Here is a 26,912-nt window from a genome sequence, read left to right on the forward strand (position 1 = left end):
GACATTTCCCAGGTCTTTATAGGATCCCAATCGGCAATACCAATTGTCGACCAGTTCTTATTGGGGTGAAACATAAATCGAAAAACCTTATTTACAATGAATTCCTAACAATTACCTTGAATGGGTTTTCAATATGTAATCTAGTTTCATTTAATATTTGTTGGGCGGCAGATATTCCCATTTGTTCAAAATCTGTCGAAATAACGGTAATCCCATCAAGTAAAATTTCCTTTAGTGGATTTTCATTGTATGATATAACGCCAATATTTCTGCCGGTCTCCAAATCTTTTTTCTTAATTTTTTTTATAAGGGTTACAAGGTCTTCTTCCATGAGACTTATATAGGCCTCACCCTCTTTAATAGGGGTTTCGGCAATATCATTTATGACGTGATATGATATGTCTGCTTCAATGCAAAATTTTTGAAATCCCCAAATGATATCCCGCGGCTGGTAGGTGTCGTAAGGGAAAATCAAATTAAACTTATTGTACTTTTTAATGCGGTTTTGTAATGATTTCAACGATTCAAAAATATTCTTTTCAAAATCCTGGTATACGGCAGCATAGTCTCCACTAATCCCGGGAACGAGTTTGTCCAGGATCAAAAGTTTTTGTTTAGGAAGTTGATTTATGATATCTTTTGCTTTGTGGGCGCTTGACATGAAATGGGAAATTATTACATAGTGAGAATAGACTGAGCTATGGTGAGGTTGGGTTATTAAATCATTAAATATTGAGAATTCATTGTGGTAGACATAAAAGTCTACGGCAGCTTCCTCACCCAATGTTTGTACAAAATTGTCATAAATAATTTTTTTATGTCGGCTTAGTTTGTTGAACAGGAGGAATATTCGCTTTCTCTGTTTGAGTTCCGTTGCTTTTACATAATGTCCTTTTCCCTGTATAGCTTCAATAATATCTTTTGACTTCAATAAATTGTAGGCTTTTTCTACGGTTTTTTTAGCAATGTCATTGGCGCTGCAAATTTCAGGAATAGAAGGTAATTTTTCACCGGATTCGATGTTCCCGTCCTGGATGCCTTTCGTGATACAATTGAAGATTTGTTGATATTTTGGAGTAGAAGAATAATTGTCTATTTTTATTAAGTACAGCATGTAATTATATTTTTTGCACCGTCAATGTTTAATTATTTTTGAAAAATAATAATTCGCATGATATGAAACCCTATGAAAGATAATACTTATTTGTGAGTTAGATTTATTTTGATTTTCTGAATTTTTGTACATGTAAAATATTAAAATGAAGACAAAAACTGCCTTTAAATATGTTGATTATCTATGGGATGATCAAAAAGCGAAATCATTGGAAGGAAATGAAGTAGAGTTGTTTTTATACCGATCCAATATTTTGGGTGCGGACTTGAGGATTACCAATTATGGCGGTGGAAATACCAGTTGCAAAACTATTGAGAAAGATCCGTTGACGGGAGAAGACGTTGAAGTAATGTGGATTAAAGGTTCAGGTGGGGATATTGGAACACTGAAAAGAAACGGAATTGCGGGGCTATATGTAAATAAGCTGCACCAGTTGAAAAATGTGTATCGAGGGCTGGAATTCGAGGACGAAATGGTTGGTTTATTTTACCATACTTTATATGATTTGGACAGCAGGGCTCCCTCTATAGATACCCCCTTGCACGGATTACTCCCGTTCAAACATATTGATCATTTACACCCGGACGCATTAATAGCTATAGCTGCGGCAAAAGACGGGGAAGCAATTACAAAAGAAATTTGGGGCGGAACTATTGGCTGGTTACCCTGGCAAAGACCCGGTTTTGATCTCGGCGTCAAAATGGAAGAATATTTGAAAGCGAACCCGGATTTGAGAGGGCTAGTGCTGGGAAGTCATGGTTTATTTACCTGGGGGGATACTTCTTATGATTCTTATATCAATAGTCTTGAAGTAATCGAGCAGGCTTCAGAATATATCGAAGATAAAATCAAAGAAAACGGTGGAGTCGTATTTGGAGGCGAAAAAATTTCGGCCCTTGACGAGACTTCCCGATATGAAAAGGCTGCTAAATTAATGCCATTACTCAGGGGATTCTGTTCCAATGAAAAACCGATGATTGGTCATTTTACCGATGATGAAAAAGTGCTGGAATTTATCGGCAGTAATGACCTGGATACGTTAGCCCCAATGGGTACTTCTTGCCCCGATCATTTTTTGAGGACTAAAATTCAGCCTTTAGTATTGGAATTGGATCCTACTGATGCATTGGACGATGAAGAAAAACTAAAGGAAAAACTCACTGCCCAGTTTGAAGAATACAGAAAGGGATATGCTGAATACTATGAAAATCATAAACGTTCTAATAGTCCGGATATGCGGGATCCCAATCCGGTAGTTATTTTATATCCCGGTGTGGGTATGTTTACTTTTGCAAAGAATAAACAAACAGCGCGCGTAGCTTGTGAATTCTATATCAATGCCATTAATGTGATGCGTGGGTCGGAGGCTATATCAGAGTATACGGCATTGCCCAGACAAGAAGCATTTGATATTGAATATTGGTTATTGGAAGAAGCAAAGTTAAAAAGAATGCCGCCTGAAAAACCACTTTCCCGCAAAGTGGCCTTCATTACGGGTGCAGGTGGTGGAATTGGTAAAGCAATAGCAGATAAGCTATCTGCGGAAGGAGCAAATGTTTTTATCACTGATGTAGATGAAAGCCGGGCGCAGGAGACACATGAAACCTATAACAGGGATGTATCGGCATATTCAAAATGTGATGTGACTGACCAACAAAGTATTGTAGATGCTTTCAAAAAAGCAAGTCTGGAATTTGGTGGAGTAGATATTGTTGTCCACAGTGCCGGTCTGGCCATTTCCAAACCTTTGGCTGAAACCACCAAAGCAGATTGGGATCTACTTCAAAGTGTCATGGTAGAAGGTCAATTTTTACTTGTTAAACACGGAACATCCATTATGAAGCAGCAAGGATTAGGTGGAAACATAGTGAATATTGCTTCCAAAAACGGGTTGGTTGCAGGACCCAATAATGTAGGATACGGTACGGCCAAAGCGGCCCAAATTCATATGAGTCGATTACTAGCGGCAGAATTAGGCCCGGATGATATTCGGGTAAATACGGTTAACCCTGATGGTGTAATTATCGGTAGTAAGATCTGGGAAGGCAAATGGGCTGAAGGAAGAGCAAAAGCATATGGAATTTCAGTTGAAGAATTACCTGCACATTACGCCAAGAGGAATTTGCTAAATAAAGTAATACGTCCTGAAGATATCGCTAATGGAGTCTACACACTGGTAGCAATATTGGATAAAAGCACCGGAAATATAATCAATGTGGATGGTGGAATGAATGAAGCTTTCGTAAGGTAAAATGTTTATACCCTATTTCGGGTAAATGAATTAGAAAATCAGGTACAATAATGGAAGTAAAGAAAAATCAAATTGATGATTTTAACAGGGATCTTATTACCAATCATCAAATGGAATTTGAATTTTTATCCAGTAAATTGAATTCCCGGGGTGTAGATGTCGAATCCATAATTAGGGATATGGAAGAACTACAGATAGCTATACCCAGTTGGGCACTTGGGGCAGGGGGAACAAGATTTGGGAGGTTTGCGCAAGGGGGGACCCCAGGGAATCTTCAGGAGAAAATAAAAGATGTAGGGTTGATTCACCACCTCACACATTCTGCGGGAAAAATTTCCTTACATATTCCCTGGGATATACCTGAAAACCCTACTGAAATTGTTGCTTTGGCAAAGGAAAACGCCCTGGAGTTCGACGCTATGAATTCCAATACCTTCCAGGATCAGGAGGGCCAGAAATTATCTTATAAATTGGGATCATTGTCCCATGTTAATTCCAACGTGCGACAACAAGCAATAGATCACAATAAAAAAGTTATTGATTATGGATGTGAGTTGGGCTCGAAGTCTTTGACCGTTTGGTTGGCTGATGGCAGTAACCACCCAGGGCAATCCAACTTCAGAAGGGCTTTGAATAATACATTTAAATCTCTTGAAAGTATTTATAATCATATGCCCGAAGATTGGAGTTTGTACATCGAATACAAACCTTTTGAACCGTATTTTTATTCTACCGTAATTCCTGACTGGGGAACATCTTTTCATTTAGCATCCTCTCTTGGGGAAAGGGCTTTTACCCTTGTTGATCTAGGTCACCATTTGCCAAATACCAATATAGAACAAATTGTTTCCACGCTGATTTCCGCGGGTAAACTGGGTGGATTTCACTTCAACGACAGCAAGTTCGCAGACGATGATTTGACTGTAGGTAGCATCAAACCTTATCAATTATTCCTTATTTTTAATGAAATTGTTCAGGGTATGAATGACAATGTTGGCGGGAATCCTCCAATCGCTTATATGATTGATGCCAGTCACAATATAAAAGACCCGATTGTAGATTTGATACAATCATTGGATTCTATAGGACTTTCCTATATCAAATCCAGGATAATTGATTCGAAATCCTTGAATGATGCACAACTGAAGGAAGATACAGTTTTGGCTAGCGAGATAATTAATGACGCCTTTCAGACCGATGTACGATCGATTCTTAGAGAGTATAGAAGACGGCATGGGGCACCGTTGGATGCGGTGCGGTTTTTTGAAAAGAATGAACTCAGGTCTCAATTGATTGATGAACGGGGCAGGAACAATTTGACAACGGGGCTTTAATAGATTTTATAGGATGGAAAAGGTTGATGTAATTGCGATCGTTGATATTGGTAAAACCAATAAAAAATTTTACTTGTTTGATGAAACTACAGGCGAGGTTTTAGAGAAATCTTCCACGCGGTTTGATGAAATTCAGGACGATGATGGATTTCCTTCGGATGATTTGTCAGGAATTGAGAAATGGGTGAAAAAGGAAGTTCTTGATGCATTGAGTAATTCTTTATACAGGGTAAAAAAGATGAATTTCTCCGGATATGGAGCGAGTTTGGTTTATTTGGACGGGGATGGGAAAAGAGTTCCTGTATTTTATAATTATTTAAAGCCCTATCCCGACGATATAATAGACCAGTTTTTCTCAAAATATGGTCCTCAACAGAGGTTCTGTACCGAAACATCAAGCCCGTATTTGGGAATGCTCAATTCTGGCCTTCAGCTGTATTGGTTAAAATATGCCAAGCCTGATATTTTTAAAAGGGTGAGATATGTACTTCATTTTCCGCAATATTTAAGCTACATTTTCTCGGGGAAACCCATTTCAGAATATACGAGTATAGGTTGTCATACCGGGTTATGGGATTTTACTAAAGGTGATTATCACCTTTGGGTTTATAAGGAAGGACTTGTTGAACTATTTCCGCCAATAGTACATTCAGACACTGAAGAAATGGTAGATATCAGTGGATATAAAGTAAAAGTAGGAAGAGGCTTACATGACTCATCAGCTTCACTTATTCCGTATTTAAAGTCAGAAAGTGAACCTTTCCTTTTATTGTCCACTGGAACATGGTCCATTTGTCTCAATCCCTATTCGAATGATCAATTATCTGAGAATGATCTTGCCAGGGATTGCTTGAACCTATTGCGTATTGATGGAGGACAGGTGCGGGTAGCTCGTTTGTTCCTGGGGAAAGAATATGAGGAATTGGAAGAGAAAATTTGTCAAAAATATTCAGTATCCAGGAAAGAAGTGCAGAAACTGGAATGGGATATTAAACTTTTTCGGGTGATGTCTTCTGTGTCACCTGTAAAGTTTAAATTAAATTATCTTGCCGAAGTGGCGACTGTTGATAACGTAAAAGATAGATTGGAGCATCAGACCTATTCGTGGGAACTGGAGTATTACCAAATGATGAATCAGTTAACGGATTTGCAGATTGAAGCTATAAAACTTGCTTCAGGGACAAACATGCCCGGTAAAATAATTATAGAAGGTGGCTTTATTTCCAATCAGGTATTTGTAGAAATGTTGCGATTGAAAATGCCTGAACTGAATGTGCAGGTATCTCAATTACCTTCAGGCTCTGCTCGGGGTGTTTTTGAAATGAGTAATAGTATTTGACAGGAATTTTGTGGGATTGGGAATTATTTCTTTTTTAAAACCATTCATATTGATAAGCAACGATCTATATTGTTATAGTATAAGGTCTAATTGTTATGCCGAAGATTTATGAGTACTTAGGGATAATATTATTTTTCTATTCGAAAGAACATGAACCTATACATGTTCATGCTAGAAAAGGAGAGTATGAAAGTAAAGTCGAATTTCTTATTGAAAATGGGGAAATTCATAAAGTAATAATTACAAATGTTAAAGGAAGTATGCCCTTAAAAGGAAAGGATCTTAAGAATTTAAAAATCTTTATAATGAACTATTCGGATTCTATTGTAAACAAATGGGTTGATTATTTTATTTATAACAAGGGCATAGAATTTGAGAGAATTACTAAGAAGATATAATGTTTAAATATGGAGATTATAGAGCAATATAATTTCGAAAATCATTCAGAATGTTATCATATCATTGAGGCAAAGTATATTGGAGATTTTGTCATGAGATTGTTGTTTAATGATGGACATAAGTCATTAGTCGATTTTAAAGGTTTTCTAGAGCAGGCTTCACATCCTGAAATAAAAAAGTACTTTGACGAGGAAATATTTTCTCAGTTTCGATTAAAGTATGGTAATCTGGATTGGAATGATTACGAACTGTGCTTTTCCCTAGAAGATCTCTACAATAATGCCATTTCAACTATCCCAGTCCACAAGTCCTGAACTCAAAGATTAATGTGTAACCATTTTAAGTTTCAAATACTTTTAACCTTTTTGTGTCACTATTTGGCTTTCTTTTTCTAATTGGAAATAAACAGTAATCTCACCTTACGTTTATACGACTCCTCATATTTTTTTATACTTGCGGTATGGAAGCATTAAAAATGTATATCGGAGGGAAATTGTATTCCGGTCATGGAAGGGGGTACACCAATTTTGAACCCGCAAATGGGAACCCATTTCATACGGTCAGTACAGCGGATCCTTCCGATTTTGAAAGAGTTTTAGAGTCTTCTCGACAGGGGCAAAAGGAATGGGCGGAAATGATGCCGGTGGAGCGCGGAAGAATTTTGAGAAAGACAGCGGATTTATTGAGATTATATAATGACGAATTAGCAGAATTGGAAGCGCGGGATACCGGCAAACCTATATCTGAAACTCTGGTGGTAGATATTGTTTCCGGTGCAGATTGCCTGGAGTATTTTGGTGGAATAGCGGCGGGTATTGAAGGAGAGTATATGGATCTGGGAGGCGATTTTGCCTATATCCGTAGGGAACCTTTGGGTGTATGCGGAGGTATAGGTGCCTGGAATTATCCTTTACAGATAGCGTGTTGGAAATCAGCTCCTGCCTTGGCATGTGGTAATTCCATGATATTCAAACCTTCGGAAATGACCCCGGTATCTGCTGTGAAATTGGCGGAAATTTATAGCGAAGCCGGGTTGCCTGATGGAGTATTCAATGTAATCCATGGTGATGCGGAAATAGGGAAAATGATGGTAGCTCATCCTGACATTGCCAAGATATCACTAACCGGGGAAGTAGGTACAGGTAAAGCAATAATGAAAAATGCTGCCCATACTCTTAAGCATATTACTCTTGAACTAGGCGGTAAATCTCCGATTGTAGTATTTGATGATGCGGACATCGAGGAAGCGGTTTATGGAGCAATGTTGGGTAATTTTTATACCCAGGGAGAAATTTGCAGTAATGGGACCCGTGTATATGTCCATAAGTCTGTCAAAAAATTATTTATTGAAAAATTGGTGGAGGAAACCCGGAAGCTGAAGATCGGTAATCCTTTGGACCCCAAAACCCAGGTGGGAGCGCTCATTAGTGAAGATCATTTTCGAAAGGTAATGGGGTATATTGATTGGGCCAAAATAAATGAGGTTGAATTAATTATAGGCGGCGAACGATTCCATGTCCCGGATTGTAAAGATGGATATTTTGTGGAGCCAACGGTTTTCGTTGGAAAGTCAGATGATTTGAAAATTGTAAAAGAAGAAATATTCGGACCGGTGATGACGATTTTGGAATTTGAAGAAGAAGACGAGGTAATTGAACGGGCAAATAATACACCTTATGGACTTTCGGCGGGCGTATTTACAAGAGATTTGAGGAGGGGGCATCGTGTTTCTAATAAATTAGAAGCAGGGATATGTTGGATCAATACGTATAATATAACACCAGTTGAAATTCCATTTGGGGGATATAAAAACTCAGGATTGGGAAGAGAGAATGGCTGGGCTGCAATTGACCATTATACCCAGAGGAAAACGGTATATGTGGCTATGGAGAAGATGCAAAATCCATTTGAATAAAAAGCAAAAAAATGAAGGAAGAGACATACGATTATATAGTTGTTGGTGGGGGAACATCGGGTGTAGTAACAGCCTATCGCCTGGCGGAAAAAACAAATAAGGAAGTACTTTTAATAGAGGCGGGAATCACGGATGAGAAAAGAACGGATGTTCTGGAGTTAGCCCAGTGGTCTACACTTTTGGAAGGGGATCTTGATTATGACTTTGCTATCGAGGAACAAAAAACGGGAAATAGTAATATGCGCCATAGTCGTGCAAAAGTTATGGGGGGGTGCAGCTCTCACAATTCAGCCATAGCATTCCAGGCACCAGACTATGATTTCGAACTTTGGAGCCAGTCTGGTATAAAAGGTTGGACTCCCTGTGAAGTGCGTCCTTATTATGACCGCGTCTTAGAAAAAGTTAATCTTGAACTTTCGGATTCCGGGAATGAATGTGGAATGGCCCTTTTGAAAGCTTGCGAAGCATCAGGGATTGAAGTCGTTCATTTTGATCAGGGGAAGTACAATGAAGGTGCGGGATGGTTCTCGCTGAATAAAAAGGGATCAATCAGACATTCCAGTTCGGTTGCATATTTGCATCCATATAATGAATCTCCGCATACCCTGACGGTTCTCACGGAAACTTTTGTCCATAAGCTTTTGATTGAAGGTAAAGATCACGTAAAAGGTGTGAATACCAGTAAAGGAAATTTTTATGCTAATGAAGAAGTGATTCTATCCGGTGGCGCTTTCCAAACACCACAACTCCTAATGTTATCGGGAATTGGACCGGAAGAACATTTACGTGATATTGGAGTCCCGGTCATTAAATCTTTACCGGGTGTGGGAAGTCATTTGGTTGATCATCCGGAAGGTGTTGTCATATGGGAAGCCAATAGAAAAATTCCTGAAAGGACGGCCCAAAAGTATGAAATTGGTGTTTTTTGCAGATCCCATGAATCCCTGAATTTCGCCGATATTATGTTGCACTTTGGAACGGAAGCATTTGATATGCATACAATCCCTGCTGGTTATCCTTCTGCCGAAAATGCGTTTTCGCTTACACCCAACGTTATGAGAGCAAAAAGTGAAGGTGTAGTAAGACTGCGATCATCCAATCCGGAAGATGCTCCTTTGATTGATCCGAAATATTTTTCTGATCCAGGGGGATATGATATCAAAGTGATGATAGAAGGAATAAAAAAAGCTCGTGAAATTGTCGGTAAGTCACCTATTAAAGATTGGGTGAAGAGAGAAATATCTCCTGGAAAAGAAGTCCAGACGGATGAAGAAATTAAGGAATATATTTATAAGACCCATAATACAGTATATCATCCTGCGGGCACTTGCAAAATGGGGCCTGAGGATGATGAAAGGGCTGTGGTTACGGATCAGTTGAGAGTATATGGATTTAAAAATTTACGAATTGCAGATGCTTCTGTTTTTCCGGCTATTACAAGTGTAAATCCTTGTATTACTTGCATGATGGTAGGGGAAAGGTGTGCTGATTTTATTCTGAGTGAAAAGGGGTAGTGAGGTTGAAAGTCAGAAGACGGAAGTTGGAAGATGTTGATCGAATGAAGAATGCAGCTCGCAACTATTGAGCCCCGAGCAAATTTGTAGTCCCTTTTTTTATACTCAATCTCATTGCTCGAAACTGGTGGCTCGTAGCTTCTTTTAATTATCCATCTTTTTCAACGCTAATGGAGGGGATATTTTTTGTGTCAATCTTGAAACTATCATTATCGTTATCAAACTGGATATCATCGCCAGGGTACGAAACGGAAACATGCTTATACCCTCTTCCATCATCGGATAAGGGAGAAAGGCCGGAATACCCAATGTGGGATCTCCACCACCAAATCGAAGAACAACAGATACTAGCAATCCTGCTACTGCTCCATATCTATTAGCTTTTTTGTCGAATAGAGCACATACCAGTTGGGAAAATAAAATGGAGTAAACAAAATCGCTACATAAAGTCCAAAGTGCGTAGACACTTTTTACCTGAAGAGCGATGAGTGTGGCTGAAATACCTGTGATCCAAATGACTCTTTTGATGATTTTTGATAAATTTTTTGAGCTTACATCCGGTTTGAGCAATGGTCTGTACAAATTCCATGAAAAGAGTGATGAAGCTGATAGAATAGAGGAATCTACAGATGACATTACAGCAGCAGCAATCGCTCCCAAACCAATAGTGGCTACTACAGGGTTCGTAAGATATCGAACTACATATGGGAGAGTAAGTGCTGCTTCCTCCGGGGGATTAACTCCAAAATCTGTCCAGGTAACTACATTGCCGATGACTCCTATCATCATAGCAGGTATTGCCGCCAAAAGACAAATAAATCCGGCTATTATAGACAACTGCATGGCTACTTTTTCATTTTTTGAAGCGAGTACTCGCTGGAAATATACTTGCCAAGGTATACCGCCGAAAATTAATAATAATGCCGTGTCCCACCAATACCAATAAGTGTGCCCCCACTTTTCCTTTTTCCAACCGTCTAGGGGAGGAAATAAATTACTCATTTCACCGTGATTGAGTTTGAATTGACTCCATGCTGTGTCCCAGCCACCCACTTTTTCCAGTGCAAATGGAATAACCAAACCCAATCCAATTAATAGAAGAATCATTTGGAATACATCGGTAAAAGCTACGGCCCAAAGTCCACCCAAGGCAGTGTATGCGATAGCAATACAAGCAGAAATAATAATAGCAGGTGTGAAATCCATTCCCAGAACGGTACCGAAAGTTGTACCTAATGCTGTAAGAATAGCAGAAGTCCAAAATAATTCACCTGAAATGGCGGGTAAAGTCAACAGTGCGGAAACTTTCTTGCCATATCTTTGCTGGATGGGGTCAAGCATGGTCCGAAATCCCATTCTTCTCATTTTCCGGGCGAAAAATAGTCCGCCAATGATTAAACTCATGGCATATCCCCAGGGAGCCTGAACCCAAACTAGTCCTGAAGAATTTGTATATTCTGCAGCACCGTTGATATAACCACCGCCGACCCAGGTTGCACTCATAGTAAATACTGCGACAAACAAGGGCAATGACCTACCCGCCAGCATGACACTGGTTTCACTTTCTTCAGTTTTCATTCCCGCTGCATAGGTTCCAATAAAAAATATGACTCCGTAAAAGAATATCATGGCCAGGAATCCGGGCCAGTAGACAGGCCTTTCGAGATATTCTAGTATGCCACCGGTGACAAGAAGAATTGTTATGATAAAGAGTGAGGGAAGGACTTTTTTGATATTCTTTCGGGGCATAAAGTAAATTCCAATTTTACAAAAAGAAGCACAAAATAATGGGTGATATTCGAAATCCCAAAAGTCGAAGTTGATTCAATAGCCAAAACACCTATACTGGAGAAAGAAGTTGAAAGGAAAATTCTTTCTTTTTTTAAGTGGGTAAAATAATTTTTTATGATTTACTCAATAATACGTATTATTATTAGTTCATAATGTGTATTTTTAACATTTAAAACAATTGTTTATTATGATTTTGGTTGTAAGTATTTGATTTCCAGCATTTATCGGCGGTTAAATAGATTTTTAAAGTTGAAAGATTTTCCTTGATTTTAGAAGAAAAATTTTAAAAAGTGTTCAATAGTAGGGTAGTTTTGAAATTTAGACACCAAAATACAAGATCAAATTTTGCTATATATGTTATATTCGGAATCTTTAAATCAATTTTATTTAATTAAAATAATTAAAAAATTGCATGAGAGCACATTTATTATACATCCAAGTTTTTATTGTATTAATTACAATTTCGTGTTCAGAAAATTCCGGTATGCAGGTTGAAATAAAGAAATCAAGTTTTGGATCGCTTCCGAGTGGAAAAGAAGTAATGAAATATACACTGACGAACGCAAATGGAATGGAAGTTAATGTAATAAATTATGGTGGAATTATAACAACATTGAAGGTTCCTGATAAAAATGGAAAGGTGAAAGATGTGGTTCTGGGTTTCGATGATTTAATGTCTTATGTAGATAATAATCCATATTTTGGTTGTTTGATTGGGAGATATGGAAATCGCATAGCAAACGGAAAATTTGATTTGAATGGTGAAACGTATACTCTGGCCCAAAACAATATGGGAAATCACCTTCATGGGGGGATTAAAGGGTTTGACAAGGTATATTGGGATATTACTGAGCTTGAGAGGAAAGATAGTGCCGGACTTGAAATGAATTATACAAGTCGGGGAGGCGAGGAAGGTTATCCAGGTGCACTTCATGTGACTGTGCGTTATTTTCTGACTAACGACAATGCGCTGGTCATTGATTACTCGGCAAATACTGATGAAGCCACTATTGTCAATTTAACAAATCATACCTATTTTAATCTTTCCGGTGAACCATCAATAAACAATCACAAATTAAAAATACATGCAGGAGAATTTTTACCCGTGGATAGTACGTTAATACCTACTGGTGAATTGAGAGATGTGGGTGGTACTCCATTTGATTTTAGAAATTGGAAAGCAGTAGGTGAAGATATAGAAGAAAACAACCGTCAATTGGAATTAGGTGGCGGATATGATCATTGTTGGGTATTAGCTCATGCTGATAGGAGCGAGATGGAGTTAGCTGCTGAATTGTCAGATTCGGATTCCGGGATTCTTATGCGCGTGTTTACTACGGAGCCAGGAGTGCAATTTTATTCAGGTAATTTTTTGGATGGTTCTTTGGCTGGGAAAATGGGTATGATTTATAACAAAAGGTCAGGTTTGTGTCTGGAAACCCAACATTTCCCTGATTCTCCCAATCAACCCCAATTCCCATCTGTAGTTTTGAACCCAGGTGAAAAGTATCATTCTAAAACTAAATTCCTTTTTAAAACCAATTAAGAATAAATGCGTTTTTTGCAAATACAACAGTTATTCATTTTTCTAATTCTGATATTTTTATTGGGTGAGACAAAAGGCCAAAACTGGAAAGCTGCCGGCGATAAAATCAAAACAAGATGGGGAGAAAATCTGGATCCTGATAATGTTTTACAGGAATACCCTCGACCGATAATGGCAAGGGCCGAATGGATGAACCTGAATGGACTCTGGGAGTATGCTATCAAGTCGCAAGGAAGTCCCCAACCCGATGATTTTGATGGAGATATATTAGTTCCTTTTCCAGTCGAATCAAGCCTTTCAGGAGTGATGGAGTCCCTCGGTAAGGATAAGATTTTGTGGTATGAGAGGGAATTTAATATTCCTGACGAATGGACTGGACAAAAGATCCTTTTACACTTCGGAGCAGTAGATTGGAAGTGTGAAGTCTGGATAAATGATATCAAGATTGGAGAGCATAGCGGTGGGTACGATCCTTTTTCATTTACTATTACTCCATACTTGAAGACAGGCAGTCAAAAGTTAACAGTCAAGGTATGGGATCCTACGGACGAAGGACCACAGCCACGTGGTAAACAGGTGAATGAACCGCATGGGATATGGTATACCCCGGTTTCTGGAATTTGGCAAACGGTATGGCTGGAACCAGTTAATTCGACGTATATTACTGATATCCGTCAAACGCCGGATATCGATAAAGGAAGCCTGCACTATGGTGTGGTTACAGAGAATGGTAACGATGGTGACTATTTTGAGATTATAGTACATGAGGAAGGGACTATTGTAGCGCGTCAAAAGGCAAAAGTCGGAGAATTCCTGGATGTCCCTGTCCCAGAGGCACGTTTATGGTCTCCTGAGATGCCTTTTTTATATAAAACGGAAGTAAAATTATTCCGTAATGGTGAAATAGTCGACTACATCGAAAGTTATTTTGCCATGAGAAAGATATCGATGGAAAGGGATGCAAAGGGAATTATAAGAATGCAACTCAATAATCAAGACTACTTCCAGTTTGGCACCTTGGATCAGGGGTGGTGGCCCGATGGACTATATACGGCACCTAGTGATGAAGCACTGAGATATGATATTGAAAAGACCAAGGAATTGGGATTCAATATGATTCGGAAGCATGTAAAAGTAGAGCCTGCCAGATGGTATAAGCATTGTGATGAATTGGGAATGCTGGTATGGCAGGACATGCCCAATGGGGATGAATACCCGAATTGGCAAATGCGGAAATTCTTTGATGGTGAAGAATTAATAAGAAGTACTTATTCCGAGAAGATTTACAGAAGTGAATGGAAGGAGATTATGGACGATTTTTATAATTATCCAAGCATTGTTGTGTGGGTCCCTTTTAACGAAGGATGGGGACAATTCAAGACGAAAGAAATTACAAAATGGACAAAAAATTACGATCCGTCCCGTTTAGTCAATTCTGCAAGCGGAGGAAATCATTTTCTAATGACAGGAGATATAATGGATTTGCACCATTATCCTAATCCGGAAATGTATTTGTACGATGCACAGCGTACGAATGTCCTTGGGGAGTATGGAGGAATTGGTCTGGTGATGAAAGAACATCTTTGGGATACTGAAAAGAGAAATTGGGGATATGTACAATATAAGTCATCAGAAGAGGTAACAGATGAATATATTAAATTTGGAAATGAATTAATTGATCTGGTAAAATCAGGGTTTTCCGGAGCTATATACACCCAGACTACTGACGTGGAAGGGGAAGTCAACGGCTTGATGACATACGATCGCAAAAAGGTGAAGGTCGATCCTGAAAAAATATATAAGATTAATAAGGAGATTATTAATACATTAAAATAACTCCTCTTGAAAAATACTACATAAGATCATGTTTAAAAATGAATGTATGTGGAGAAAAGGACCGAATGTATTTTATTCTTGGTTTGATTAGTTGTTGAATGTTTTGCATTTGATTTCAAAATCAGGTCTGGCTTGAATATAATTTATTCCTTTTTACTTTCACTGTGAAATTGTAAGCAGGTTTTAAATCACTGGCATTTTAGAAAAAATTTGAAATGGTTGTAAGATAAAATGAATAAGTACGAGAATCAAACAAAAATGTTGGTGGCGGTGGATTGTGTCATTGTAGGGTTTAATGGCACGGAAATGAAACTCCTGGTCATCAAGCGGGGATTTGAGCCTGAAAAGGGGAAATGGAGTTTAATGGGGGGATTTGTCCAGGAAAATGAAAGCTTTAGCAGGGCTGCCAATCGGATATTGTATTCGTTGACTGGTCTTAGAGGTATCTACCTGGAACAACTTCATGCCTACGGTAATCCAGAAAGGGATCCCGTAGAAAGAACTATTTCCGTAGCTTATTTTGCCCTTGTGGATATTACACAATACGAAAGACAGTTGAGTAAAGACTACAAAGCAGAATGGAAATCTTTGAAGAATTTACCTGATTTGATATTTGACCATAACAGAATGGTAGATAAGGCCCGTCAGGAGATAAAATATAAAGCTGCAAACCATCCGATTTTATTTGAACTTTTACCTGATAAATTTACTATCCCACAACTTCAGAACTTATACGAATCGATTTATGAAGTAGAGTTTGACCGGAGGAATTTTAGCAGGAAAGTATTATCTACAAAATTACTTATAAAGACCGCTGAAAAAGATAAATCAAATTCCAAGAAGGGGGCATATTACTATAAATTGGATAATGAGAGATATGCTGAAAAGTTCAGGGCATTCTTAAGTATAATCCCGAATCCTGATAAAATTATATAAATAAAACTACTTTGATAGAGAGTTTATGGGAGATATAAAAAATTGTGTTTTCGGAATCGACTTTGGAACGGATTCAGTAAGGGGGCTTCTGGTAGATTGTGAGAATGGTAATGTGATTTCTCAAGCAATATTCGAGTATCCCCGTTGGAAGGAAGGGAGATATTGCGATTCAGTAAAAAATCAATTTCGCCAACATCCTCTTGATTATATGGAGGGACTGGAGTATGTGATACGGCAATGTCTTTTGCCTGCTCCCGAATTAGCCGATTCGGTAAAAGGAATATCTATTGATACAACCGGTTCCACTCCTGTAGCAGTTGACAGGACAGGAACACCCCTTGCCTTACTTCCGCGTTTTGAGAATGATCCCGATGCCATGTTTATACTTTGGAAAGACCATACGGCTATTAAGGAAGCGGCAGAAATAAATGAGGCTGCATCTGTAAGTGAAGTCGATTATACTAAATATGTCGGTGGTATATACTCCTCGGAATGGTTTTGGGCTAAAATATTGAAGACTATTCGGTCTAATCCCGAGGTAAGAGACTATGCGTTTAGTTGGGTTGAACATTGTGATTGGATTACGTTTTTGTTGACAGGAGGTGATGACATATCGAAAATGAAGAGAAGTCGATGTGCTGCCGGTCATAAGGCCATGTGGCATAGAGAATTCGGAGGATTGCCTCCCAATTCCTTTTTTGCATCCATTGATCCCCTGTTGGATGGTTTGGTAGATCGATTGTTCCAGGAGACTGTTACCTCGGAAAAGTCTGCTGGTAATTTATCTGAAAAATGGGCCCGTATATTGGGGTTAAGTACCGATGTGCATGTTGGTATAGGTGCTTTTGATGCGCATATGGGTGCGGTAGGAGGACAGGTAGAGCCATATTATCTCAGTAAAGTAATGGGAACTTCAACATGTGATATACTGATTGCACCCATGGAGGAAAATGAAAAACTGGTCCGAGGTATATGTGGGCAGGTAGACGGATCAGTAATTCCGGGATTTTTGGGAATGGAGGCAGGGCAATCGGGATTTGGTGATATTTATGCCTGGTTCCGTGATGTCATAGGATTTGGTGTTGCGAAATTTATTGAGGAAATGGATTTGTTGAGTAGTGAAGCAAAATACCAATTAAAGAAAGAAACGTATGATAAATTATTGATCCAATTGTCTGAAGATGCTTCCGTCATTGAACCTGGAGCCAATGGTATATTATCCCTGGATTGGATGAATGGGAGAAGGACCCCGGATGCTAATCAGGAATTAAAAGGTTGGATATCAAACTTAAACCTGGCCAGTGACGCACCCGCAATATTTAGATCTTTGGTAGAATCTACCTGCTATGGAGCTCGCCGAATTGTTGAGAGGTTTGAAAATGAAGGCGTCCCAATAAAAGGGCTGATTGGACTTGGTGGGGTAGCCAAGAAATCGCCATTTATCATGCAAATAATGGCTGATGTTATGAATCGGCCGATTCGAATAGCAAAAGAAGAGCAAACCTGTGCTATGGGTGCTGCGATGTTTGCCGCTACTGCTTCGGGCGTTTACAATAATGTACTGGAAGCAATGGAAAAAATGGGTTCCGGTTTTGAAACGGAATTTGTACCTGACCCCCAAAATGCTTATCGCTATGAAAAACTATATGCTCAATATGTGAAAATGGCAGATTTTGTAGAAGAAAAGTTTTATTAATGAATTTTGACGAAATAAGGTATGAAGCCTATAAGGCTAATATGGCTCTTAAATCCAATGGGTTGGTAATAGCTACCTTTGGTAATGCAAGTGCCGCAGACCATAATCGTAGAGTCTTTGCTATTAAACCAAGTGGTGTCCCTTATGAAGAATTGTCTCCTGAAAATATGGTGATAGTTGACTTTGATGGAAAAGTAATAGAAGGGGAGTTGAGACCCTCTTCGGATACACTGACCCATGCTGTTTTGTATACGGAATGGGAAGGAATTGGTGGAGTGGTACATACACATTCTACCTATGCTACTGCCTGGGCACAGTCGCAAAAGGATGTACCTATCCTTGGGACTACCCACGCAGATCATTTGGTAGTTGATATTCCATGTGCGCCCGTTATGAGTGATGAAATGATAGCCGGGGACTACGAACGAATGACCGGTTACCAGATAACCCAATCTCTGGCGGAACGAAATCTTGACCCGAAAGACGTTGAAATGATCCTCGTCTCTAATCATGCGCCTTTTACCTGGGGTGCTACAGTAAGTAAAGCTGTCTACAACAGTATCATTTGCGAGGAAATATCCAAAATGGCATTTATTACACGGCAAATTAATCCTGATGCACAAAAGTTGAAAGAAGGGCTCATTAATAAACATTATGAGCGAAAGCACGGTCCCAATTCTTACTACGGACAAGACTGACAACTATGAAATTATAAATACAATACAGGATGAAAAGTCTTCAATTATTTGACTGGATAGTCATAGCCATTTATTTTATTATCCTTCTGGGAATTGCCTGGTGGGTTATTCGGAAAAAGACAAAAAATACGGAGGATTATTTTCTGGCGGGAAGAAATATAGGCTGGTTTGTAGTGGGAGCTTCCATTTTTGCTTCCAATATTGGTTCAGAGCATGTGGTCGGATTGGCTGGAGCCGGCGCCGGGGACAAGATGCCCATGTTGATCTATGAACTCCATGCCTGGTTGGTCATTATGTTGGGGTGGGTATTTTTACCATTTTATGCGAGGAGTGGGGTGTTTACTATGCCGGAATTTCTGGAGATTCGATTTAGCTCCGGAGCCCGTTGGTTTCTTTCCGTTTTTTCACTGGCGGCATATGTTTTGACAAAGGTGTCTGTGACGATTTATGCGGGTGGAATTGTGGTATCTACCTTGTTGGGAATCTCATTTTGGGTAGGCGCATTGTCAACGGTTATATTGACAGGTATCTATACGATATTGGGAGGTATGAGAGCAGTAGTGTATACCGAAACTTTGCAGACCATTGTCCTTATATTAGGAGCAGGGTTCCTGACATTTATGGGATTAGATGCAGTGGGAGGTTGGGGAGCTTTGAAGGCAGAAGTAACCCCTCAATACCTGGATATGTGGAGACCGCCATCTGATCCCGATTTTCCCTGGCCCAGTCTGGTAATTTCAAGTACTGTGGTGGGGATTTGGTATTGGTGTACCGACCAGTACATCGTACAGAGGGCCCTTACAGCAAAGAATATTACTGAAGGAAGAAGGGGGACTATTTTCGCTGGGCTACTGAAATTACTTCCTATATTTTTGTTTCTTATACCCGGGATTGTTGCGTTGGCATTAAAACAACAAGGAAAGCTCAATTGGGATACTCCTGACCAGGCATTCCCTGCATTGATGACAACGCTTTTGCCTTCGGGGTTACGGGGATTGGTAGCAGCGGGATTGATGGCTGCCCTCATGAGTTCACTTGCATCAGTATTTAATTCGTGTTCAACCATTTTTACAGTAGATATATACAAGAAATTGTTTCCTGGTACCGAGGAGAAACGATTGTTGAAAATTGGCCGAATTGCCACCGGAATAGTAGTGGTCTTAGGGATTTTATGGATTCCAATCATGCAAAATATTTCCGGTGTTTTGTATGAGTATTTACAATCAGTCCAATCGTATATAGCTCCTCCTATTACTGCTGTATTTTTATTGGGAATCTTTTTTTCCAGAATTAATTCTAAAGGAGCAATGGCCACCCTCCTGGCGGGATTAGTGATCGCTGTTGTTCGGTTGGTATTGGAACTTAATGTTGACTCATTAGTTCCCGGTGGGTGGGCGTATCAGTTTGGATCGATGAATTTTTTAACGTTTAGTGCTTACTTCTTTTTACTATGTGTAGTAATAGCTGTTTGTGTTAGTTTGGTGACCCAAAGACCAAGCCCTGAAAAATTACAGGGATTAACTTTTGGAACCATATCGGAAGAAGATAAAAGAGCAAATGCAAGGAGTTTTTCTCGTTGGGATGTAATAGCATCCGTAATAGTCTTAATAATTGTAGTCGCAATAATGATCCTTTTCAATGGAAGATAACTTCATTTAATCTTTGAATACATACATTAGAATGAATTTTCAAAAAAGGTATAACGAAATTTGGTTTTTGGTAGGAAGTCAGCATTTGTATGGTAAAGAGACGTTGGAAAAAGTGCAGATTCAGGCTAAAGAAATATGTCATTATATTGATAGTAAATGCCATGTTAAGTTGGTATTCAAACCTGTATTGACATCAAGTGATGATATTACGCGGACGATAAAAGAAGCAAATTATTCAGATGTCTGTGCGGGAATAGTGGTTTGGATGCATACTTTTTCACCAGCTAAAATGTGGATTCAAGGTCTGAAGAGGCTTCAAAAGCCACTGTTGCATTTTCATACCCAGTACAATGCTGAAATCCCCTGGAATCGAATAGACATGAATTTTATGAATCTAAATCAATCGGCACATGGTGGCAGAGAATTTGGATTTATATTTACGCGATTAGAATTGAATCGCAAGATCATTGTAGGTCATTGGAAAAAACCGGGGATTTGTGAAAGAATCTGTAACTGGATGGATTTAGTAGTTGCCTGGGAATGTTTTCAAAAAATGAAAATAGCCCGAATTGGAGATAATATGAGAGAGGTGGCTGTTACCGAAGGAGATAAAGTATCTGCACAGGTTAAATTTGGATTTACTGTTAATGGATACGGTCCGGATGATGTGGAAGAGCATATTAAAAATGTTTCTGATCTCAGTATTTCAGATCTTGTTGAAGAATACTATGATAGTTATATTATAGAAGACGATCTTAAACAAGGAGGGAGAAAAAACCAATCCCTGTATCACGCTGCACAAATTGAGTTGGGATTAAAATCATTTCTGGAAAGCGGGGGATTTGAAGCTTTTACGGATACTTTTGAAAATTTGGGAGAAATAAGGCAGTTGCCTGGCATAGCCGTTCAGCGATTAATGGAATCAGGATACGGATTTGGAGGGGAAGGGGATTGGAAAACAGCTGCGTTGGTCCGGTTTATGAAAATATTAGGTGAGAACCGGTCGGGGGGAGCTAGTTTTATGGAAGATTACACCTATAATTATGGTGGGGAAAAATCTTGCGTGCTTGGTGCGCATATGTTGGAAGTTTGTCCTTCTATTTCGTCTGAAGTCCCGCAATGCATAATAAGACCACTTGGCATAGGTGGTAAAGAAGATCCAGTTCGATTGGTATTCAATGGGAATAGTGGGTCTTGTGTCAATGTTTCTCTCATTGACCTTGGCCACCGTTTTCGACTTATAGTAAATGCTATTGAGTGTCTGGAAGTAGAGGACGTTTTAAGCAATTTGCCAGTTGCCAGAGCCTATTGGGAACCTAAGCCTAATTTTCAATCTGCAACCGAAGCCTGGATTTTAGCAGGAGGGGCTCATCATACTTGTTTGAGTCAAAATGTTTCAATCGATGAATTGAGAGATTTTGCAGAGTTGGCAGATATAGAATGTTTGGTGATTGATAATAGTCTGGATATTAATCGATTTAGGCAAGATATGAAAATTAATGATGTTTATTATCATTTGAATAGCAAACATTATTAATAGAAAGCACGTATTTATTGTTTAACCTGGGCTTTATAAATAGTTATAGATTCAGAAGGAAGCAACAATGTAGATTCGCTTTCTCGATCCAGGTATGCTAATTTGTATTATGGAGTTTCTAACTGAAAATAGCTATTTTCTTCCAGACAAGAGCACTTAATAGTCCACTATGTAATCCCCCTTTTTTAGTCGAACCTCCATATCCTCAGATACTTTGAATCCTAAAAATTCGCCGAATTCAGGTTAATCTAACTTTATAAGTTTCAGAGCCACTTATACCCAATTCTATTTTAAATATGCCGCCAGCACTCGGGAATTGTTCCAATTCCTCATCAGACATATCTTTTCTGGCGGTAGTTATAAAAAGTGTTGATAAATTTTTGCCGCCGAATATACAAGCTGATACATGTGGTGCGTCAACCGCTACTTCGTCAATAATTTTTCCATTAGAAGGATCGATACACACTACGCAATTACCGTCCCATAAAGCTACCCAAAAATTGCCGTTAGTGTCCATTGCCATTCCGTCCGGGTGTCCTTTGGCATTATCAATCTCGGAAAGATTTTTGCCAAAAGTCCAGGTATTTTCACTCTGGGAAAAATTAAATTGACGAATTAAATGGGTGGGCGTATCGATATAATATATTTCATTTCCGGAGGTATTGGCGCGAATGCCATTGGAAATACTTACATTGGTCAGCATCTCATGCCATTCTTTATTGGCATCCAACATATACAATGTACCTTTTTCGTCTTCTTCTGTCAATGCCATAGTTCCAATCCACAAATTGCCATTGGGGTCACAAAATCCATCATTAGTACGCAATTCCGGATTGTAATTTTCGAATAGAGCATAAGGCTTAACCTCGTGTTTCTCTGTGTCCCATATATGCAACCCATCGGATAAAGCAACAATTAATATTCCCGGAGAATCGGTATCGTAGATATTTGATACATAATCGGGAAAATCGTATGCTATAATGTCTTCTCCACTAGAGTTGGCAGAAAAAATTTTCTTTCCCAGAATATCCACCCAATAGAGTTTTTGTTCATCAGCTATCCAGATAGGGCCTTCTCCCAGGGAGCATTTTTGGTCTATGAGTAAATCGGCTTTTTTCATTAGGGTGATTTTTATGTTTTCAGTGCCAAATATACATTTCTGAGCTTTTATTACTCTTTTATTTCTGGATTTGTTTGTTTTTTAAGGACATTTACATTCACGACAAAGTCGTGCATATGATTTTGTAATCCTGTCCAGTTCTTTCTGAGAATCATTTCTTTATCAAAAAGGGTACTTCCTATACCCAAACCAGTGGCACCAGCCTTTAGGTATTCAGTCATATTTTCCTTGGTTATGCCTCCGGTGGCAATTAAAGGAATGTTGTCAAGAGGACTTAATATACTTTTGAAATATCCTGGCCCCATAGCAGAAGCAGGAAAAACCTTAACCATATTTGCCCCGAGGGAATAAGCCCTGTAGATTTCGGTAGGAGTAAGTGCTCCTGGAAATATGGGTATTTGTAACTCTTTACAATAATTAATCACTGTTTCATTCGAATTAGGAGTCACGATATATCCGGCCCCTGCCTGCAATGCAGATTTTAGTTCGTCTTTGTTCCGGACCGTGCCAGCACCTATATAGAGTTGGTCACCGAAGTGTTTAACAGCGTATCTGATCTGATCTGTTGCTTCGGGGCTGTTCATTGTGATTTCTATCGTGGTAAGTCCTGCGTTGACATATGTATCCAGAATGTAAGGTAGCGCAGATGAGTTAATTTTTCGAAGGATACCGATGATGGGGGTTTTGTGAAAATCTTTATGATCAAACATGGGATACGAATATAAATTATTTCAATCGTTGAATTAAGTGTTTTTCAAAAATCTTTAATTGGCCAAAGATTGTAAACTGGTCTACTTCTTCAGGGGCGGTCATATACATTGAATGACTCATATCCAGAAATTCAATTGCTTTTTTGTAAAAGTCAAAGAGTCCATTTTGGCAACATAGTATTAATAATGTATGTGTCCTGGTTTTTAATGATCTCAATTCATAACCAATTAACAATCCACTTAGGAAAAAATAATTTTGCTCTTTATTAGTTTTTCGAAATAGATCATTGGTTCTTACTTTGAAAAGGGATTGTAGGACACCCACTTCACCTGAATAGTGGACACCTTCAAGAAAATATTTCCAATCGGTTGCATTATTTGATACATGAGGAGCCTTGACCGCTTCTTTTAATAATCCATTTTGGTTCATCAAGGCAAATAATTCTCCGGTGATAAAGGTGTCGAAATTGACGATTTTATTTTCTTTTATCCGTACATGTTTGGAATGTGTCCCTGGTAAAATAATAAGAATATCTTCAGCGGATGAAAAGGAATAAATAAGCTTTTCCATCCCTATTAATTGGACTTCTTCCCCCCGCATGACATCGTTTGAAGTACGAATTCCGGAAATGAGCAGGACTTCATGATCAAAACCTTGCGGACGATTTAAAACTTCTACTACTGTATCTCTTCCATCAATACCAAATGGAACGTCAGCATACGGCAGTTCTTTCATTCCAATAGAAGAGGAAGCCATACCGGATATTACCAAGGGTATTTCACGATTGGGAACCTCCGATTGATTGAGTAATGTATTTATATAAGGAGTAAGGGCCTGTAGATAAAATTCAATGCGATTTTTGTTTGATAGGGTTGCCTGGTTTTTCCAGGCATCAAACACTTTTGCAATGCCAAGGTTAGCACGTACTTCATCCAATAATTCTCCGTTGGGACTATTAACCAATCTGATTCTTAGAGAAGTGGTACCCCAATCACAGCACAATATAATTTTTTTCAAAAATTCTAAGTTTTAATATGGACTAAATTAAATCCAGCAAAGCGATCACCCCATTATATGCGATAAAACAAGCAAAAATCAATGAAGTAATCAGCCCGATGTTTAGCGCGATACCAGCTCGATGTGCTCCCATCAGCTTCCTATTGTTAATGAGAAATATAATTAAAATAATCACCAATGGCAAAATAAATACATTGGCTACCTGCGTAGCGATTTGAGCGGCTATCGGGTTGGCTCCCAAAACCGGGACCACCAACCCCATTAATGCTGCAACACCTGTTATGATTTTAAATTGACGTGAATCAGTATCTAATTCTCCTTTATTGTAATCAGCTATCAATAATGGCGCCACCATGAGTATCGGAAAGATTGAGGAGAGACCTGCACTCAGAATGCCAACAACAAAAAGTATCAATGCAAACTTTCCTGCAACAGGTTCGAGTGTATAAATCATGTCCAATACTTTGTCAACTACTTTCCCATCATAATATAATGCTCCAGTGGCAGTGATCATAATGGATGCACTTATCAGAAACATTAAGAGTGCCGAGATAAATGCATCTTTTGATTGTGAATTTTTATTTTCTATTCCCCACCCTTTACCTTTCATTAACAAAGGCCTGACCACGAAAGTGGGAGCAGCCATTGTTGTTCCTACAAAAGCTGCAACCATAAGTTTGCCTCCCTCTTTAGAAGGAATGGATGGAATAAACCCCGATAATATGTCTTTTTGTGCCGGCATTACAACAAACATGGAAATGATAAAGCAAATCCCCATTAGGGTAACAAAGATTACCAGGATTTTCTCAAAGAAGCTATATTTACCTATCCAAAGGAATCCATATAATACGATTAAAATAAAGATGGAAATCCCCAGAACCGCCCAGTAATTTTCAGGTGAAGTATTTGGTAAGAAGACATGGATTAACTCATAAATGGCATTAGCTGATAACCCAACTATTCCGGATAATGAATTCAGTTGCCCGGTGACTACGCCAATAATGACGGCTATAGCAATAGCGGGACCATACTTAAATTTTTTCCTAAAACTATGTATAGCTGTATCACCCGTTACTACTGCATATCTCCCGTATGCTTCCATTAATACGCCTGCAAAAACGACACTAAGGACCAATACCCAGAGTAGTTGCATCCCGTATTCACTTCCTGCTTTGACCATTGCGGTTACACTTCCGGTACCTATAGTGTAGCCGATGCAAAATATACCAGGACCCACGGAAAGAAGGATGAGCCATAGACGGTTTAATAAAGTTGTTTTTTTATTATTCATATGTTCTATCTAAATATTCTGTAAAGATGAAACAGCGTATTATACACTGTTTCATCTTCCACCATCGCTTATTATTTTTCTGTTATTATATACCTTCCAGATACTTATATCACTGGTAGATGCTAAAATGTCATCCTCTTTAAATGAAGTCATCAGTATATGTTGTTTGTCATTTCTACTGTAATCATAGGTGAGGAATATAGTACCGTCTTCCGACTGATCGCCATCTGGATAAGATACGTCTGAACGACCATCGATTAGCAATCCATTTGACCAACTTTGTCCATCATCTTCAGATATGAATGCCATCAAATGGCTTCGACCTGTCTGAATGGAAATGGGGCCATGTTTTACAAGTAGTATTTTTCCTGACCGTAATTTTCTTAGAAAAAATCGAGAGCTGGTGTGACTTACTTTTGCTTTTTTTAATGTACTCCAAGTCTTTCCTCTATCTGTAGATGTACTTTCTCCTATTCCATAATTAGTTCGGACCCACATTGAAAGTGTCCCGTCAGATTTTTCAATGACCATATGTTCATCAAAATTTTTTGCGTCTAATGGGATCTTTACAAAGCCTATATCATGCCAGTGTTTTCCCTTGTCATTTGAAACGATCACCCTGGCACTTTCTTCTTTTTTATGCCAATATGAAACAGGAAGCACCCATTCACCACTATTTAGGACCGTTGGTTTACACATCATTACCCCGTCCGCCAAACGACGTGGAGCGGACCAATTGGGTTTTGAATTGTCTCCTTCTTCTGTAGTAATGGCCCATACGCCTGACATTATTTTGTCAATTGAACGAATTTGTTGAGCCCAAAAAATCCATAGCTTACCCTCAGGGTCAAACCAAATTTCTGGATCAAAAGCTCGTATAGGTCCCATTTCATCAGGATCAATTACCAAAACTTCTTCCCATGAATTCCCGTTATCATCACTTGTAGAAATTACTACGTAGTTATTTGGACAACGTTCCACAATATTTCCTTTAGTAATTCCTGCATACCATACAGCCCAAAGTCTTCCATTTTTACTTATAGCTATACTGGGAATTCCTGTTCCCGTTCTGTTTTCTGGATGATATTTTTCATTAGCCCCAAAACTTTCGATAATCTTTGGAGGATCTAGGTAGGATTTATTCTCTTGAGCATAGTTAGTAGAAAAACCCAAAAATAAAATCAAAATTGTTATTTTTGATACACTCATTAATGATTA

At 38.8% G+C, this 26,912-nt stretch carries 21 protein-coding genes; 14 read left to right on the top strand and 7 right to left on the bottom strand.

Annotation, left to right across the window (positions count from 1 at the left end):
* Positions 1-91: 91 nt before the first annotated feature.
* Positions 92-1,114, bottom strand: coding sequence for a GntR family transcriptional regulator (locus LVD47_RS11450; RefSeq protein ID WP_236976037.1), 1,023 nt, complete (start codon positions 1,112-1,114; stop codon positions 92-94).
* Positions 1,115-1,259: 145 nt separating this feature from the next.
* On the opposite strand from LVD47_RS11450, the gene LVD47_RS11455 reads away from it, so the two are divergent.
* From LVD47_RS11455 to LVD47_RS11485, 7 genes are all read left to right on the top strand, one after another.
* Positions 1,260-3,365 carry a bifunctional aldolase/short-chain dehydrogenase gene (locus LVD47_RS11455; RefSeq protein WP_236976039.1) on the top strand — a complete coding sequence of 702 codons (2,106 nt, stop codon included), beginning with the start codon at positions 1,260-1,262 and terminating at the stop codon, positions 3,363-3,365.
* Between the two features lie 50 nt (positions 3,366-3,415).
* Positions 3,416-4,699, top strand: coding sequence for a sugar isomerase (locus LVD47_RS11460; RefSeq protein ID WP_236976041.1), 1,284 nt, complete (start codon positions 3,416-3,418; stop codon positions 4,697-4,699).
* Between the two features lie 13 nt (positions 4,700-4,712).
* The gene (locus tag LVD47_RS11465; protein WP_236976042.1) at positions 4,713-6,038 is read left to right on the top strand and encodes an FGGY-family carbohydrate kinase; all 1,326 of its coding nucleotides are present in this window, start codon (positions 4,713-4,715) and stop codon (positions 6,036-6,038) included.
* A 95-nt stretch (positions 6,039-6,133) separates the two neighbouring features.
* Positions 6,134-6,436, top strand: a complete 303-nt coding sequence (locus tag LVD47_RS11470; protein WP_236976044.1) for a DUF4160 domain-containing protein — start codon at positions 6,134-6,136, stop codon at positions 6,434-6,436.
* A gap of 9 nt (positions 6,437-6,445) precedes the next feature.
* Positions 6,446-6,751, top strand: a complete 306-nt coding sequence (locus LVD47_RS11475; protein ID WP_236976046.1) for a DUF2442 domain-containing protein — start codon at positions 6,446-6,448, stop codon at positions 6,749-6,751.
* Positions 6,752-6,897: 146 nt separating this feature from the next.
* A complete protein-coding gene (gene betB, locus LVD47_RS11480) occupies positions 6,898-8,352 on the top strand; it encodes a betaine-aldehyde dehydrogenase (RefSeq protein WP_236976048.1) in 1,455 nt (484 codons plus the stop codon).
* 11 nt (positions 8,353-8,363) lie between these two features.
* Positions 8,364-9,866: a GMC family oxidoreductase gene (locus tag LVD47_RS11485; RefSeq protein ID WP_236976050.1), complete on the top strand. Its 1,503-nt coding sequence runs from the start codon at positions 8,364-8,366 to the stop codon at positions 9,864-9,866.
* 144 nt (positions 9,867-10,010) lie between these two features.
* On the opposite strand, the gene LVD47_RS11490 is transcribed toward LVD47_RS11485, so the two are convergent.
* Positions 10,011-11,615, bottom strand: coding sequence for a high affinity choline transporter 1 (locus LVD47_RS11490; protein ID WP_236976051.1), 1,605 nt, complete (start codon positions 11,613-11,615; stop codon positions 10,011-10,013).
* 526 nt (positions 11,616-12,141) lie between these two features.
* Here LVD47_RS11490 and LVD47_RS11495 point away from each other — a divergent pair.
* From LVD47_RS11495 to araA, 7 genes are all read left to right on the top strand, one after another.
* Positions 12,142-13,203 carry an aldose epimerase family protein gene (locus tag LVD47_RS11495; RefSeq protein ID WP_236976054.1) on the top strand — a complete coding sequence of 354 codons (1,062 nt, stop codon included), beginning with the start codon at positions 12,142-12,144 and terminating at the stop codon, positions 13,201-13,203.
* Between the two features lie 6 nt (positions 13,204-13,209).
* Positions 13,210-15,039 carry a glycoside hydrolase family 2 protein gene (locus tag LVD47_RS11500; RefSeq protein WP_236976056.1) on the top strand — a complete coding sequence of 610 codons (1,830 nt, stop codon included), beginning with the start codon at positions 13,210-13,212 and terminating at the stop codon, positions 15,037-15,039.
* A gap of 231 nt (positions 15,040-15,270) precedes the next feature.
* Positions 15,271-15,975: an NUDIX hydrolase gene (locus tag LVD47_RS11505; protein ID WP_236976058.1), complete on the top strand. Its 705-nt coding sequence runs from the start codon at positions 15,271-15,273 to the stop codon at positions 15,973-15,975.
* Between the two features lie 25 nt (positions 15,976-16,000).
* A complete protein-coding gene (locus LVD47_RS11510; protein ID WP_236976060.1) occupies positions 16,001-17,671 on the top strand; it encodes a ribulokinase in 1,671 nt (556 codons plus the stop codon).
* Positions 17,671-18,369 carry an L-ribulose-5-phosphate 4-epimerase AraD gene (gene araD, locus LVD47_RS11515; RefSeq protein WP_236976063.1) on the top strand — a complete coding sequence of 233 codons (699 nt, stop codon included), beginning with the start codon at positions 17,671-17,673 and terminating at the stop codon, positions 18,367-18,369. The genes LVD47_RS11510 and araD overlap by 1 nt, the downstream gene beginning before the upstream one ends.
* Positions 18,370-18,398: 29 nt before the next feature.
* A complete protein-coding gene (locus tag LVD47_RS11520; protein ID WP_236976064.1) occupies positions 18,399-20,018 on the top strand; it encodes a sodium:solute symporter in 1,620 nt (539 codons plus the stop codon).
* Positions 20,019-20,049: 31 nt separating this feature from the next.
* Positions 20,050-21,555 (top strand): L-arabinose isomerase, encoded by a 1,506-nt coding sequence (gene araA, locus LVD47_RS11525; protein WP_236976065.1) that lies wholly within the window; start codon positions 20,050-20,052, stop codon positions 21,553-21,555.
* A 238-nt stretch (positions 21,556-21,793) separates the two neighbouring features.
* Here the strand turns inward: araA and LVD47_RS11530 are convergent, their stop codons facing one another.
* The 5 genes from LVD47_RS11530 to LVD47_RS11550 are packed head-to-tail and all read right to left on the bottom strand — an operon-like array spanning position 21,794 to position 26,903.
* Positions 21,794-22,675, bottom strand: a complete 882-nt coding sequence (locus tag LVD47_RS11530; RefSeq protein ID WP_236976066.1) for an SMP-30/gluconolactonase/LRE family protein — start codon at positions 22,673-22,675, stop codon at positions 21,794-21,796.
* A 50-nt stretch (positions 22,676-22,725) separates the two neighbouring features.
* On the bottom strand, positions 22,726-23,385 hold the full coding sequence (locus LVD47_RS11535) for a bifunctional 4-hydroxy-2-oxoglutarate aldolase/2-dehydro-3-deoxy-phosphogluconate aldolase (protein ID WP_236976067.1): 660 nt from the start codon (positions 23,383-23,385) through the stop codon (positions 22,726-22,728).
* A 16-nt stretch (positions 23,386-23,401) separates the two neighbouring features.
* Complete coding sequence (locus LVD47_RS11540; RefSeq protein WP_236976069.1) at positions 23,402-24,403, bottom strand: 2-dehydro-3-deoxygalactonokinase; 1,002 nt, start codon at positions 24,401-24,403, stop codon at positions 23,402-23,404.
* A 22-nt stretch (positions 24,404-24,425) separates the two neighbouring features.
* Positions 24,426-25,694, bottom strand: a complete 1,269-nt coding sequence (locus tag LVD47_RS11545) for an Nramp family divalent metal transporter (protein ID WP_236976071.1) — start codon at positions 25,692-25,694, stop codon at positions 24,426-24,428.
* A 51-nt stretch (positions 25,695-25,745) separates the two neighbouring features.
* Entirely contained in the window at positions 25,746-26,903 is a 1,158-nt protein-coding gene (locus tag LVD47_RS11550; protein ID WP_236976073.1) for a sialidase family protein, read from the bottom strand.
* Positions 26,904-26,912 lie beyond the last annotated feature (9 nt).

Source organism: Membranihabitans maritimus, assembly GCF_021729145.1.
GTDB classification, from domain to species: Bacteria; Bacteroidota; Bacteroidia; order Chitinophagales; family Saprospiraceae; genus Membranihabitans; species Membranihabitans maritimus.

Coding starts and splice junctions, on each gene's coding strand:
- araD (WP_236976063.1), top strand. CDS start 17,671: ATGAATTTTGACGAAATAAGGTATGAAGCCTATAAGGCTAATATGGCT.
- LVD47_RS11520 (WP_236976064.1), top strand. CDS start 18,399: ATGAAAAGTCTTCAATTATTTGACTGGATAGTCATAGCCATTTATTTT.
- LVD47_RS11535 (WP_236976067.1), bottom strand. CDS start 23,385: ATGTTTGATCATAAAGATTTTCACAAAACCCCCATCATCGGTATCCTT.
- LVD47_RS11460 (WP_236976041.1), top strand. CDS start 3,416: ATGGAAGTAAAGAAAAATCAAATTGATGATTTTAACAGGGATCTTATT.
- LVD47_RS11450 (WP_236976037.1), bottom strand. CDS start 1,114: ATGCTGTACTTAATAAAAATAGACAATTATTCTTCTACTCCAAAATAT.
- LVD47_RS11550 (WP_236976073.1), bottom strand. CDS start 26,903: ATGAGTGTATCAAAAATAACAATTTTGATTTTATTTTTGGGTTTTTCT.
- LVD47_RS11455 (WP_236976039.1), top strand. CDS start 1,260: ATGAAGACAAAAACTGCCTTTAAATATGTTGATTATCTATGGGATGAT.
- LVD47_RS11490 (WP_236976051.1), bottom strand. CDS start 11,615: ATGCCCCGAAAGAATATCAAAAAAGTCCTTCCCTCACTCTTTATCATA.
- LVD47_RS11470 (WP_236976044.1), top strand. CDS start 6,134: ATGCCGAAGATTTATGAGTACTTAGGGATAATATTATTTTTCTATTCG.
- LVD47_RS11465 (WP_236976042.1), top strand. CDS start 4,713: ATGGAAAAGGTTGATGTAATTGCGATCGTTGATATTGGTAAAACCAAT.
- LVD47_RS11545 (WP_236976071.1), bottom strand. CDS start 25,694: ATGAATAATAAAAAAACAACTTTATTAAACCGTCTATGGCTCATCCTT.
- LVD47_RS11505 (WP_236976058.1), top strand. CDS start 15,271: ATGAATAAGTACGAGAATCAAACAAAAATGTTGGTGGCGGTGGATTGT.
- betB (WP_236976048.1), top strand. CDS start 6,898: ATGGAAGCATTAAAAATGTATATCGGAGGGAAATTGTATTCCGGTCAT.
- LVD47_RS11530 (WP_236976066.1), bottom strand. CDS start 22,675: ATGAAAAAAGCCGATTTACTCATAGACCAAAAATGCTCCCTGGGAGAA.
- LVD47_RS11475 (WP_236976046.1), top strand. CDS start 6,446: ATGGAGATTATAGAGCAATATAATTTCGAAAATCATTCAGAATGTTAT.
- LVD47_RS11500 (WP_236976056.1), top strand. CDS start 13,210: ATGCGTTTTTTGCAAATACAACAGTTATTCATTTTTCTAATTCTGATA.
- LVD47_RS11510 (WP_236976060.1), top strand. CDS start 16,001: ATGGGAGATATAAAAAATTGTGTTTTCGGAATCGACTTTGGAACGGAT.
- araA (WP_236976065.1), top strand. CDS start 20,050: ATGAATTTTCAAAAAAGGTATAACGAAATTTGGTTTTTGGTAGGAAGT.
- LVD47_RS11485 (WP_236976050.1), top strand. CDS start 8,364: ATGAAGGAAGAGACATACGATTATATAGTTGTTGGTGGGGGAACATCG.
- LVD47_RS11495 (WP_236976054.1), top strand. CDS start 12,142: ATGCAGGTTGAAATAAAGAAATCAAGTTTTGGATCGCTTCCGAGTGGA.